General features: G+C 61.0%; 13 protein-coding genes and 1 pseudogene. 6 read left to right on the forward strand and 8 right to left on the reverse strand.

Annotated features, from left to right (window positions below; all coding sequences use genetic code 11):
* Positions 1–34 precede the first annotated feature (34 nt).
* Positions 35–535: an SRPBCC family protein gene (locus GK109_RS04630; protein WP_157238842.1), complete on the reverse strand. Its 501-nt coding sequence runs from the start codon at positions 533–535 to the stop codon at positions 35–37.
* A 20-nt stretch (positions 536–555) separates the two neighbouring features.
* On the reverse strand, positions 556–1,293 hold the full coding sequence (locus GK109_RS04635; protein ID WP_370460400.1) for a hypothetical protein: 738 nt from the start codon (positions 1,291–1,293) through the stop codon (positions 556–558).
* A gap of 243 nt (positions 1,294–1,536) precedes the next feature.
* On the opposite strand from GK109_RS04635, the gene GK109_RS04640 reads away from it, so the two are divergent.
* Positions 1,537–2,109 (forward strand): HNH endonuclease, encoded by a 573-nt coding sequence (locus GK109_RS04640; RefSeq protein ID WP_157238843.1) that lies wholly within the window; start codon positions 1,537–1,539, stop codon positions 2,107–2,109.
* 16 nt (positions 2,110–2,125) lie between these two features.
* Here GK109_RS04640 and GK109_RS04645 read toward each other — a convergent pair.
* The 3 genes and pseudogenes from GK109_RS04645 to GK109_RS22315 all read right to left on the reverse strand — a co-directional run.
* Positions 2,126–2,313 (reverse strand): annotated as a pseudogene (locus GK109_RS04645) (2,3-butanediol dehydrogenase); the annotation flags it as partial.
* A 486-nt stretch (positions 2,314–2,799) separates the two neighbouring features.
* Positions 2,800–3,975 carry a hypothetical protein gene (locus GK109_RS04650; protein WP_157238844.1) on the reverse strand — a complete coding sequence of 392 codons (1,176 nt, stop codon included), beginning with the start codon at positions 3,973–3,975 and terminating at the stop codon, positions 2,800–2,802.
* 758 nt (positions 3,976–4,733) lie between these two features.
* Positions 4,734–4,988 carry a hypothetical protein gene (locus GK109_RS22315; protein WP_370460798.1) on the reverse strand — a complete coding sequence of 85 codons (255 nt, stop codon included), beginning with the start codon at positions 4,986–4,988 and terminating at the stop codon, positions 4,734–4,736.
* Between GK109_RS22315 and GK109_RS22320 the strand changes: the two genes are divergently transcribed.
* Together GK109_RS22320 and GK109_RS04660 are read left to right on the forward strand one after the other, a co-directional pair.
* Positions 4,924–5,136: a GNAT family N-acetyltransferase gene (locus GK109_RS22320; protein WP_370460767.1), complete on the forward strand. Its 213-nt coding sequence runs from the start codon at positions 4,924–4,926 to the stop codon at positions 5,134–5,136. The genes GK109_RS22315 and GK109_RS22320 overlap by 65 nt on opposite strands.
* 534 nt (positions 5,137–5,670) lie before the next feature.
* On the forward strand, positions 5,671–7,743 hold the full coding sequence (locus tag GK109_RS04660; RefSeq protein WP_197432402.1) for a P-loop NTPase fold protein: 2,073 nt from the start codon (positions 5,671–5,673) through the stop codon (positions 7,741–7,743).
* Positions 7,744–8,622: 879 nt separating this feature from the next.
* Here the strand turns inward: GK109_RS04660 and GK109_RS04665 are convergent.
* The 3 genes from GK109_RS04665 to GK109_RS04675 form a co-directional block, all read right to left on the reverse strand.
* Positions 8,623–9,135, reverse strand: a complete 513-nt coding sequence (locus GK109_RS04665) for a hypothetical protein (protein WP_157238846.1) — start codon at positions 9,133–9,135, stop codon at positions 8,623–8,625.
* A 177-nt stretch (positions 9,136–9,312) separates the two neighbouring features.
* Positions 9,313–9,558, reverse strand: a complete 246-nt coding sequence (locus GK109_RS04670; RefSeq protein WP_157242650.1) for a helix-turn-helix domain-containing protein — start codon at positions 9,556–9,558, stop codon at positions 9,313–9,315.
* 163 nt (positions 9,559–9,721) lie between these two features.
* Entirely contained in the window at positions 9,722–9,901 is a 180-nt protein-coding gene (locus GK109_RS04675) for a helix-turn-helix domain-containing protein (RefSeq protein ID WP_157238847.1), read from the reverse strand.
* 8 nt (positions 9,902–9,909) lie between these two features.
* On the opposite strand from GK109_RS04675, the gene istA reads away from it, so the two are divergent.
* The 3 genes from istA to GK109_RS22030 all read left to right on the forward strand — a co-directional run bounded on the left by istA (position 9,910) and on the right by GK109_RS22030 (position 12,294).
* Complete coding sequence (istA, locus tag GK109_RS04680; RefSeq protein WP_370460401.1) at positions 9,910–11,145, forward strand: IS21 family transposase; 1,236 nt, start codon at positions 9,910–9,912, stop codon at positions 11,143–11,145.
* Positions 11,142–11,963, forward strand: a complete 822-nt coding sequence (gene istB, locus GK109_RS04685; protein WP_370460402.1) for an IS21-like element helper ATPase IstB — start codon at positions 11,142–11,144, stop codon at positions 11,961–11,963. The genes istA and istB overlap by 4 nt, the downstream gene beginning before the upstream one ends.
* Positions 11,964–12,147: 184 nt before the next feature.
* On the forward strand, positions 12,148–12,294 hold the full coding sequence (locus GK109_RS22030) for a hypothetical protein (protein ID WP_231754797.1): 147 nt from the start codon (positions 12,148–12,150) through the stop codon (positions 12,292–12,294).
* Positions 12,295–12,445 lie beyond the last annotated feature (151 nt).

The following is a 12,445-nucleotide window of genomic DNA, read 5'->3' on the forward strand; positions in this document are numbered from 1 at the left end:
CTGCGTCCCTTTCGGTGATGCAGCAGTTCCAGCCCTAGGACCTGACTTCCTCATTTGCAGCGATGGACTCGGCGATCCGCTTGATTGCTGCGAGAGTTTTCGGAATGCCGTCCAGCGCCTGCCGGGTGCGGTCGGCGATCTGGGCGTCAGCCCCATCACCAAACTTCTCCTCGAACATGGCTATGCCCTCCGGCAGGAATTCCCAAGACTCGCTCAGGATGGTTCCGTCGTCTGCCGGCGTGAGGGCGAAGCCCCAGCGGACAAACCTGCCGCCCACCACCCAGGCGAACTCGCGGCCGCGCTCGGCAGCCACCACCTGCGACCTGGTCTCCCAGGACCGGTCCGGGAGCTCGTTACGGCCGGTGAACCAGGCGCCGGGCTGGCCGGCGCTGTCCTGGTCGTCCCACCAGCAGGACGTACAGACCGGGCTCCACTCACCGGTGCGGGTGACGTCGGAGACCAGGTCGTACAGCGCCTCGGCTGATGCCTTGACGGTGACCGATTCCTGGTGGTGGCGGATGCTGTTCTGATTCATGGGTCCATCCTTACAGACGGTCACTTCTTCTGCCGCCGGCTGCCGCCGTGCCAGTCCTCCTGCTCACCGACTGCACCGGAGCTAACCCCGAGGGCCGGAAGCTGCGGCTGCTCGCGCAGGCTTCGCTTGAGCTCCGCGAAACCAGGGAACCGTGCCAGCCCCACCACGTGGTCCCACAGCTCGGCGGCCGACTGGTCGTCCGGCAGCCGGCTGATCACCGGCCCGAAGAAGGCCACGCCGGCGGGCGGTTCGAAGTGGATGATGGGCGTGCCCACGTCCTTGCCCGTGAGCCCCAGCGCCTCATCCGTCTCCTGCCGGATCTCGCAGTCCCAGGAGTCGTCGTCGAGCGCCTCCGCAAGCTCCGGGGGCAGGCCGGCCTGGGCCAGGACCGGCTCCACGAACTCACGCGTCCCCCGTTCCTCACGCACCTCGGCCTCGCTGCGCTGGCCAGCCGTGTCCGGGGCAGCTTCGAAGATGTGGGTCCCGAACACCTCGTACAGCCGGGCGATCGACTCGCGGCCATGCTCCGCACGTGCCCGGGCCGCCACCCTCAGGAGCCGGAGCCCGGCCGTGTGTCCGGCCTCGTACTCAGGCGGGAACTGCGCGTCGTAGTCAACGTGGGCGTTGATCAGACGCAACGAAATGAACCGCCAGTCCACGGTGTAGTCGCGCTGCGCCTGCACCTGCCGCACCCACTTGCTTGTCATCCAGGCGAAAGGGCAGACCGGGTCGAAATAGAAGTTGATGTCGGCATTCACGCGTCCACCCTTGCACCTGCTACTGACGTGCGTCTATTCGACACGGGGGTGGACAGCAGGGTGACCGGCTGTGGCCTCGATGCCGGGGCCGGGAGCCACGTTGTTTTCATCCCGCAAAAGTGTCGCGCGGAAGGTCAGCAAAAACTGAGCTAAACCTGGGTCAGCGATCTGCGTCCGGCCTATAGGATTCCCTGGACATCCGGGGCCACGGGCTTCCGGCGAACTGAAAATTGGGGGTAATCAATGCCGGAACTCGGCCGCATCTACTGGACCCGGCAGGGGCTTCGCCTCGCGTACTCAGCGGTGATGGTTTGGCTCGCTGTCGCGGTGGTGTCGGCGCTCAGCTCGAAGGCACCACCGGCTGTCGGAGCGGGGCCGTCCGCCGCCGCAGGGGTTCTGCGCGGCATGGTGGAGAACGTCGTTGCCGCGGTTGCGCTCCCGGGCGTGGCCACCGTCGTCCTGGGCATTGCCGCCGCAGTCATCACCGGCAGGGACGTCCGCCGCCGGGATCCGCTGCGCCGTTTCACGCGCCAGCAGCGTCGTGAAGGCATGACCCGGGCCGCCGGCCTGTGCGAGCTGGCCGGCTTCGGGCGGCGCTGTGGACGCCCGGCGGAGCACGGCGACCACTTTTACCCGTGGTCCAAGGGCGGTTCCACCAGCCTGCAGAACTTTGTTGCAGTCTGTGCCAGGTGCAACCGTGCCAAGCGTGCCAGGATTCCGTCACCGGGCCAGCAGCAACGGATGGAACGACGACGGCGAGAGTACCTGCCGCCGTCGTCCTCCGTCAGCGTGGGCGAACGGCACCCGCTGCCTTGACGATCGCCCACAGCCCCTACGGGTGCACCAGCGCCTTCACCGCCGTGTCCTTGTGGTGGATCAGGGTGTCGAAGCCCTGCTCCACAGGTCCTCCAGCGCGATCCGGCCGGTGATGAACGGTTTGAGGTCCACCTTGCCCTCCTGGACCATTTTGATGACGGCGGGGTGGTCGCGGACGTAGGCGATGGTGCTGCGCAGGGTGACCGGGTGGGAAGCAGTCGAACGCGGCGATCTTTTGCTGGGCGGCGCTGCTGGAGAAACCCCTTTCAAAGGCTTGCTGATCTTTACGTGACGTCGTGGACGGCCAGCCCATGGACAACAGTGCCCGGAAACGAGGCGGCCAGCCCGGTCCGCCCCTAAACGCCGCCGACAAGAATCGGTATTTCTACAAGCCACGCGGGAATATGTCAGAGCGCACGTCCCCGGCACCGGTACGCGGATCAGCAGCAAGGGTCCGCAAATCCCTCGTCCGGCTAGCTGAATCGGCGCGGTTCAGGCGAAGTGCCTAGCGCAAAGAGCATGCCGCCGACTATCCGGCATCGAGCGGATCAGCATCCGTACATGGAGAACGCCCACAACATCTATCTCTCGCTTTACCGGCGCTGCCAAAGGGAAAGGTAGCGCGTGGCGAGGAGGTGCTCCTGCAACGTTTCAGCTGGAGGTGTTGCGTCACCTAGCCCTTCGAACTTGTCACCCCATAGAGCCCAGGTGAACTGCCAAATCTAGCATCGCCCTATTACCGCGACGAGCAGATTGACCCTTGAGGTACTCGTCGATAACTCCAATTGCGCCCGAGCCTGCAAGTATTCCTCCGACCAAAAGTGGCGATGATACGGTGGGAATTGTTGGAATTGCGGCTAGCAAGGTAGGCAGCACGGCGCCCCTCATTGACCGTATGGCAGGAGAGGAGTCCAGCGACACTTCAAGCCTCTTCAGTTCACCTACCAATCGCCCAGACACGATGGCACCCGCACGCGAGACTTGATCCGGCTGCCCCTCGACCTTTCCAGCTTCTTCCAGCACGTTTGCCAGTGCAGTTCTCCACTTCCCCAACGCTGCGGAGTCCGATCTAATTGCCAGTATCTCGGAAATTTTCGAAGACAACGTTGGTAGGGGCAGCTGAGCAAGAGTTTGTAACGTACTTGTCTCCTTGGATCGAGCAAATTCTTTCGAAAGGCGCTGCCACATCTGCCACTCAATTGGAGAACTCGAGGTAGGCGTTCCCTGCCGATCAGTAACGAGGCCAAAAGTACTCATGACCGCCATTTGAGCCTCAATTCCCAGCCTATAGATGTCGCCGGCCTCTTTTCCAGACGGCAATGTCCTGGCCAACTCGGCTACAACTGGGTAGGTAGCTCGGAACACATCCTCCATCGTCTGTTTTAGGCGGAGGTGGCCGAAAGATATGGCGCCGACTTCAATTAGTGGTCGCAAGTGATACAAAGCCAACAGTGTCTTAGCAATAAGATCCCGATTTGGAGACGACGGCATTTCTTGATCGGGTAAGGACCAATCGTCTCCATGGGCATTCAGGTGCTCCTCGGGATCACCAAATGGATAAAGTAAGTTGGCATCTAGAACGAGCTCGTCGCAATGGAGGGAGAGCAGCGCGGCCTTGCGGACGTCTCGGGTTACGTCACCTCGAAAATCTGGTGCTATCACTGGCCGGAGACCGAAGCGGTCTGTGTTCAACATCTTCCCGTCGCTTACGACATCGATCAGCGGCCATCTCTCTTGGGCGATCAGAAGATGTTCGTCTTCCGCCTGTATTATGAACTCGATAAGTTCAGGGCTTAACTCACCGCCCCAATAGTCCTTAACTTCTTGATAGACGTCCGTAGGGTTAATGATTTTTCGCTGTTGCACAATTCTCCCAAGTCAAAAAGCTTCCACACTAGCTTTCTGGCTGATCCCACTTACGTGCCAACCTTAACGGCGACCGCCAGAAAACGAATCATAGTTCAAAATGTGAGCTCCTCAGTTCAGCTTCGACATACGAGAAGCCTTTCCGGCTAGCCCTACCCGCGCAGACTCTACGAGTTCGATTGTGATGCTTTTCCGGGGAAGCGTATCCACGCCAATCACTTACTGGCTTTACCGACAGCCAGCGGATCTTGCAATGAGTTAGTCTGTCCCGCCCGGTATACCGGCTCTATGCAGGCCCTCACATCAGCTGCATCAAATGCAGTCCCACCAGTACGCTCTGGGTCCGGCCCCGGTCGCACTGGCCACGGAATCTGCCGAGTGTTGGGTATCAGCAGCTACTTCGCCGCTTCCACCCGCCTAGGACTCTTGGGGACGGCCCGGCTTTTTTGCACGGAACCTAAGGAGGACGGGGCTTTCTTGCCGTGCGACCCTACTCCGTTATGTCCTCCGCCCACAGCTCCGGATCTGCGCGGCCCTGGTTTTGGCGCTGCGGACCGGCCTGACTACGTCCGTGCACTAGAGGTGGCCAACGCGGTCGGCGGCGGCGCTGTGGGCGATCCGTCCTTGAAGCCGGATTTTGCACAGTTGAACAATTATATCGAGTGGACCGCTGTGTCCGAGGGTGCGCGGTGAGTGTTGCGCTGAGGCGGGGCGAGGCCGTCGGACTTTCCGGAGGTCAGGCGCATTACCCGCCACGCCTACCTGCGGGCCGGGCACTTCCCTGCCGACCATCCGTACATGAGCGAGCTGGAGGACGTGGAGCACCGCGCCGAGCGTGCGCAGGTGTGGGTGACGGAGGCTGCCGGGAGGGTGGTGGCGTAGGTGACGCTGACGTTCTCCGGGCAGCCGTACAGCGAGATCGCCACGGACGGGGAGCTGGAGTTACGGATGCTGGCGGTGGACCCCGCGGTCCAGGGCTGCGGCGTGGGCCGGGCTGTGGTGCGCGGGATCATGGAGCATGTCCGGCACCTGCCGGGCATCGAGACGATCAACATGACCAGTGCGACGTTATGGAACGCGCCCACGCCCTTTGTGAGTCGCTGGGCTTCCGCCGGGCGCCGGAGCGGGACTGGTACGTGCCGGGCGAAGACGTGCTGCTGAGGGTGTTCAGGCTGGGGCTTCAGGGCACGACGGCCCGGAACCCCTTTTTCCTAGTTACTGCTCGCCGTTGCAAGTCAGGGATTGGCTGGCAGCGGCATGAGTGTCAGGGCATGCAGCCGTTCAGTGATCGCTTCATATTCTTTTGTCGCTGCCACCAACTCGTTCACGGCTCCATCCGCTGTTTCACGTATGATCCGCCCTAGCGCCTCAGAGTAGAGATGGTGGAGCGCCACAAGCCTTCGTGAATCTTCGTGAGACCCCAGCCAGGTGCTGGCTGCTCCGGGCAAACACAGCCGGTACAACAGCTCGGACAAAGGATGTCTTGACGGCGGACTTCCGGATCCTGAACTACGGCACGACGCCGAGATCCCTTGTCAGCACGAAAGTCTCCTTCGCGATCCAGAACGGGATGCCAGAGCTGCAAGTGCGGTAGCAGCCTCAGTGGTTGATCCTGTCGAAACCCGTGCCTATCGAAACAGGTGGGCGGTACGAGGCACGCGTTGACGCGTTCATCGAATGGCATACGATTTGGTCGTGAATAGCCTCTGGTCAGACGTTGAAGTGAAGACCTCCGCTGCCGACCGTTTGAATCGCGAACCCTTCAGCCGAAAAGCAGCGGACCTCATCAACAGCGTCCCGCATGGTGCCGAAAGCACAGTCTTTGGAATCATTGGGGCGTGGGGCAGCGGCAAATCCTCAGTGCTAAACCTCATTGAAGAGCATCTCTCAGACGATATTCAGGCAGTGAGATTTAGCCCGTGGGCAGTGACAGACACCAGCGGCCTCTTGGCTGAGTTCTACTCGACATTGCTTTCTGCCAGCCCTCACTTGAGTAAAAAGAAGAACCGCGAAGTAGTGGCTGCTCTCGTGAGAAAAGGGCTCCCTGCATTAGGAGCGATCCCCGGGGCAGGAACAGCCCTTAGGGATACGGCAAACTCACTTCTTACCCCAGAGAACTGGAACGCTCAATTTGAAAAAGTGCAAAGGATCCTTGAGTCGGAAGGAGCTCGCATCCTGATGATCGTTGACGATGTGGATCGGTTGCATGGCGAAGAAGCTCTTACACTCATGAAGACGATCCGGATGCTTGGACGCTTCAGCAATGTGCATTACCTCCTGGCATACGATCATGAAGCATTGTGCGATGCCTTGGAACCAAAAGTAGGCAGTCGAGATCGTGCGGCTGCATACCTTGAGAAGATTGTGCAGTATCCGCTGACCATTCCTGCCGCCCAGCGACGGCATCTGAAGCTTCTCTTGGATGAGGGTCTGGATGACCTACCGGCGGGGACACTGTTGGACCGGAACTCAGGTGCGCGGATCCGCTTTGAGTGGTTTTACGAAGAAACTGCTTCCAAACTCATCACGACGGTGCGCTCTGTCAAACGCTTCGTCTCGCAGGCTTCTCACTACATCACGCTCGTCGGCGTCGATGAGGTCGATGTCGGCGACTTTCTCACCCTGACCTTTCTTCGGCTGCATTTTCCGCATGTTTACGAGAAGCTCCGTCTGTGGAAAGTGGATTTGACAGGCCAAGGGGGTGCACTGGATCCGAACTACAAAGCACCCGACAAAAATGAATGGCTGGAACGACTGGGCTCGCTCCTTGGCGATACGACGAGAGCCAGATGGGCTGCTGAGACGATGAAGTCCCTGTTCCCGGCGATCTACCATGGCAATGCTTCACCTGAAGTTCCGCGTTTAAGCCATCCGGACTATTTTGACCGGTACTTCCTTTTTGGTGTTCCTGAGGGGGACGTCTCTGACCTTCAGGTAAATGCAGACATTCAGCGAGTGCTAGGTTACGGTTCCGAGGAATTCTCCGTCGATGACTTCCGAGCCACGTTCACATCAGAAACTCCCGGTACGTCGTATGCCTCGGTCGAGAAAGCTGCGAGCATTACTCGGCCAATGGCAGATGATCCAGCCACCGCGGTCCGTCTGACGTCCTTCGCCCTTTGGCTTGCTTCAGTCAACTCCGATGCAACCTCCCCAGTAGCCTTCGATACGTGGACTGGGGAATTACTGGCAAAGCATCCAGGATTTGACGATCTCAGCCAACTCAATGCTCGTCTTGGCGGTCTGCGGGAAATTCGGATGCTCAGCGGTGGTCTGAACAGGGCTTCCACGCTCCTTGAACATGTGTACGACCAGGGGGAGCTAGCCGTACCGGCGGGTGCCGCCCTTTCACAGATCAAGCCTGCTGTCGTCGAGGTGGCCATTCGCGAGTTGATTGACTACGCAAAGTCAATGCCTAGCCCGGTAAACACGAGGCGATTCTTCGACACTTACGGCTTGATTAGGGACTGCGAAGGACTTCAGGTCGCGCGGAGGAAAGTCTCTGACGCGTTAGAAAGCGGAGACATCAATGCCGTCCTGTTGGTCTCCTTCTTCGCAACTGTCGACTCAGACTCTGGCGGCATGGGGAATGGAGGTGGTTCCCTCTCACCCGACGGGCTAGTACAACTTGTGGACCTAGATACACTGCGGGCTCTTGAAATCCGAGCACCCTCTCAAGATGGGTACACTGTCACAGCAGACTTACAACGCCACTTCGACAAGGTAACTTCTTTGTTCTCGCATTGGCGTGAAGGCTTGGAGAAATAGCCAACGGCTGCTCGACCGGCAACCCCGCCTGCTTCCAGCACTGACTCCACCCGGCATTAAAACTGCACCTGAACTTCGACACGACAATCGCGGCTACGCGAGCACCAAGATCGCCGGGGACGCTTGGACCGCCGACTTTCCCGGGGCTGGACTAGGTCACGGCGCCGGGTACCCGTCAGCAAAAAAGCCTCCTTCGCGGTCCAGCACGAGGTGGTGGGGATCCCACCCCGGCCGGGTCACAGACAACATTTGAGGCGAGATCCGTCAGTTCGTGGGTGCCGCCGCAATAGTTGGAGCCGTCATAGGACCGTGGTGCTCGCGGGCACTGACAGTCTTGGGGAAGAAGGTGGGCGTGCCTGTGAGCAGGGGGTATTCACGGGTTAGGCTGGCCGAAAGAGGGCCGGATTCGGATTAGCTACTGCTGGTCCCCGCCCTCTGCCCCATCTTCAAGTTCGCCAGCTGCAATCCGTTCGGCGGCGCGCCGATAGGCCTCAGCGATGTAGTCCTCGACGTCCTGTCGTCCAACCCTCCACAGGCCCCTCTTATCTTCACTCTTCTCAGGTGTAGGAATTGTTTGTCCAGGCACTCTGCTGCTCGTTCCTAACACTTTTCAGGTTTGGTGTGAGGAGGACTGTTCAGCATCCAACTGAAACTTATGGCCCGCGAGGGACCTGCTCCAATCGTGCAGTCAGCACCGACAATATGATGATGGCCCTCGCCCAGTCCCTGAAGGAAGCATTGGTCACGGAACAGGCCCTTTGACCTCGGTGCTGGCAATTACAGGCATGGTGGCCCTTTGAATGACAACCGGAGTCTTGAATGGCTGCGGGCCAAGGCGTTTTCCGTGCGTCCGCCTTGGCCCGCAGGTCTGGTAAAGGGTTAGTTCACTTTGCTGCCGCCGGAGAGGGTCCCGGGTATGGAGAGCGTAGCCCCGCTGGTCTCGTCAGTGACGGAGATGTTGCTGTAGGACCACGTCGTCAGGGTTGCCCTCTGTCCGTTTGGGCAGTCGAGAACCGTGTTGGCGGCCGGTGGAGTCACTGTCAGTGTCCCAGTGATGTTGCCATTCTTGTCTGCCGTGAATTGGCCGCTCTCGGAAACATCAACGTTGACCGTTGTCTTCTTGGGATCGTTCGGGTTGCTTCCGCCGTTGTTGATGCACTGGTAGGTCGCTGTCAGGCTCGCCGACGCGGTGACTGTCTCGACGGACCCGGACTGCAGGCCTGTTTCCTTGAATTTGACCACCAAGCTCGAACCGGACAGGCTCGCACTTGTGGCGTTCTTAATGAAGTGCGGGTTGCCACCTGAGCCGTCAGGGGCGGCTTGGGCCGGGCCTCCAATCAGGAAGAACGCCGTGAAAACGGCAGCAAGAATTACGAGGATGCGCTTGAACATTTGTTGTCTCCTGGAAAAGACACGAGATGTATTAGAACCCGCCGGTCAAGATGCCAGGCGGACAGAGACTGGGTTCCCCAGCCAGGCCCTGCGCTAAGGTTCACGTCGCATCGTCGCGGCGCCCCACGGGGGTATCTTAGATCCCATGCGGCCGGCGAAACCCGTTACTGGTCGGTATTAGGGGCCCCTAATCTGAGCCCGACCGCGTGGCGGGTCCTCAGCCCCGCCCTCGTCCTGAAGATCGCCGGCTACGATCCGTTCAGCTGTGCGCCGGTACGCCTGCTCGATGTAGTCTTCGACGTCCTGGCGGCCAATGCGCCACAGGCCCCTTCCGCCGACCTGAAAAGCGCGCAACTCCCCCGTCCTGATAAGACCTTGAACAAGACTTTGCTTCACGTTCAACTCATCTGCGACCTGCGCCATCGTCAGGAAACGGGGCTGGTGTGGTTCAGCAATCACCCGCCTATCCTATTCGGGGTTAGTTCCCGGCGCTGGAACCACCCAACCTCACAAACCTCGCAAAAACCAGACGCAGCTCGAGAGGCTCTTCCCCCGTCATTCCGGGAACGAACCGCACCAGCCCCGGTTATCGGGCAAGATAACCGCGGCCCCCGACTTGGAGGGCGCGCAGATCCCCCGCCTTGATGAGGCCGCGGATGAGGCTCTCCTTTACGTTGAGCTCTTCTGCAGCCTGCTCGATCGTCAGTGTTGACGCCAACCGAAAATAGAGCCAAAAATGCCAACTGAAAATGAGGACACTGACCATTATGGAAGGTGATCACATTGGATGTTTGGGCGCAGATACGCCACCGATACGCGACGGAGAAAATCTCCAAGAGGGAGCTGGCTAAACAGCTCGGAGTTTCCCGGGGGACGGTGGACCGGGCGTTGGAGGCGGAGCGTCCGCCGAAGTATGAGCGGAAGCCAGCCGGTTCGAGCTTTGATGCTTACGCGGCGGAGGTGCGGGCCCTGTTGGTTCAGACGCCGACGATGATGCCGGCCTCGGTACTGGCCGAACGCGTGGGCTGGACGGGCTCTGCGTCCTTATTCCGGGACAAGATCCGTGGACTCCGGCCCGAATATGTGCCGGCGGATCCGGTGGACAGGCTCCATGAACCGGGCCAAGCGATGCAATGTGATTTGTGGTTTCCGCATGAGCCGCTTCCTCTGGGGCACGGGCAGGAGGGCAAGCCTCCGGTATTGGTGATGACGAGCGCGTTCTCCGGATACATCCAGGCCAGGATGCTGCCGACCCGTACGACCTTTGATCTGCTGGGTGGGATGTGGTCGCTGCTGCAAGAGGCCGGTGCAGTCCCCACGCAGCTGGTCTGGGACAACGAATCAGGGATCGGCCAGGACCGGCTGACCGAGCCGACGGCGGCGTTCGCGGGCGTGCTGGGCTGCGAGATCCGGCAGTTGCCGCCACGGGATCCAGAATCCAAGGGCATCGTGGAGCGGATGAACCGTTACTTCCGCCAAGGCTTCATGCCCGGCCGGACGTTCGCGTCCCCGCTGGATTTCAACGACCAGCTCGCGGACTGGCTGCCACGCGCGAACGCCCGCTACTCCCGGACCCGGCACGGACGCCCGGCCGAGCTCTTCGTCCGAGACCGGGACGCGATGCGGCCGTTGACGCCGGTGGCGCCCGAGTTCGCATTCCGCAGCAGCGTCCGGCTGCCACGGGACTACTACGTGCGGGTCTTTTCTAACGACTATTCCGTGGACCCAGGAGCGATTGGGCGGATCGTGGACGTCGAAGCAGACCTGGAAAAGGTGACCGTGAGCGCAGACGGCCGGCTGCTGGCCAGGCACGAGCGGCGGTGGGCCAGACACCAAATCTTCACCGACCCCGGGCACGTGGACAAAGCCGCCTCGCTCCGACGGATCCACCGCAGCATCAAGGCCGGACGATCCACGGTGGTAGAGGAACGGGACCTGTCGATCTATGACGAACTGTTCGGTGTCGCCATCCCCGACGATGCCCGCGAGCTCTCCGGAGCAGGCCGGTGAACGGGGCAGTGAAGGACATCGAGTACTACGCCCGCGCACTGCGCGCCCCGCGAATTGCCGGCGGCTACCGATCCCTCGGCGACCGGGCACGGGAGGCAGGCTGGTCACACGAGGAATACCTCGCCGCTGTCCTCTCCCGCGAGGTCGCCGAACGCGAAGCCTCCGGGGCCGCCCTGCGGATCAGGGCCGCGAGGTTCCCCGGACACAAGCACCTGGAAGAGTTCAACTTCGACCACCAGCCTGCTGCGGACCGGAACCTCGTCGCGCATCTCGGCACCGGAGTCTTCCTGGAAGAAGCCAAGAACGTGGTCCTGCTCGGCCCGCCCGGCACCGGGAAAACCCATCTGGCCGTCGGGATCGGGATCCGGGCCGCACGCGCCGGGCACCGCGTGCTGTTCGACACCGCGACCGGGTGGGTATCGAGACTGGCCGAAGCCCACGACCGCGGCCGCCTGCCCCAGGAACTGGCCAAGCTCCGCCGCTACAAGCTGCTCATCGTTGACGAAGTCGGCTACATCCCCTTCGACCAGGACTCGGCCAACCTGTTCTTCCAGCTGGTCTCATCCCGCTATGAACACGCCTCCCTGGTGCTTACCAGCAACCTCGCCTTCAGCAGGTGGGGCGAAGTCTTCAGCGACGCGACAGTGGCATCGGCGATGATCGACCGGATCGTCCACCACGCAGAAGTCCTGAACCTCACCGGCAGCAGCTACCGGGCTCCGGAACAAGACCAGAACACAGCTTCAGGCACAATAGAACAGCAACCCGTGGCCCTGTTTTCAGTCGGCAAAACTGGCCCTATTTTCGGTTGGCGTTAACAGCCGGCGTCCGAGTTCGCTGCACCCGGTGTCGGCGTCGAGCCGGGCACGGATTGCTGGCTCTAGGAATCGGTCCTGATCCGCGACGGCGAAGCCATCGCCCACCTGCAGGAAAACATCTCGGCCCAGCCCGTCAGCCTCGCAAAAAGCGCCGCCGCGCCCCTTCACGTCAAAAACGACGGCGGTGCACCCCTTGCTTGCCGCGCTCAACAACCAGCTGGGTCGACTGCCCGGACCGTGCGAGTGCCAGATCAGCCTCAGGCAGGTAGGGCTCAGCCGTGCGAAGCTGCTGGACCTGCGCCCCTCGGATCCCGTCCTGGTCCTCACCTAGTACTTTCGATACGGCAACCAGCCCTTCTACCTAGCCAAATGCCTGATCACTGCCAGGGCCTGAGCGCTTTCTCGGCATCAGATCCGCCGGGTGATCGATGAGGAGAGTGGCCCTCCCCTAGAAGGCAGCAGCCACGTTACTTCCGAGCCCC

Origin of the sequence: Pseudarthrobacter sp. GA104 (assembly GCF_009741265.1) — a bacterium.
Classification (GTDB): Bacteria; Actinomycetota; Actinomycetes; order Actinomycetales; family Micrococcaceae; genus Arthrobacter.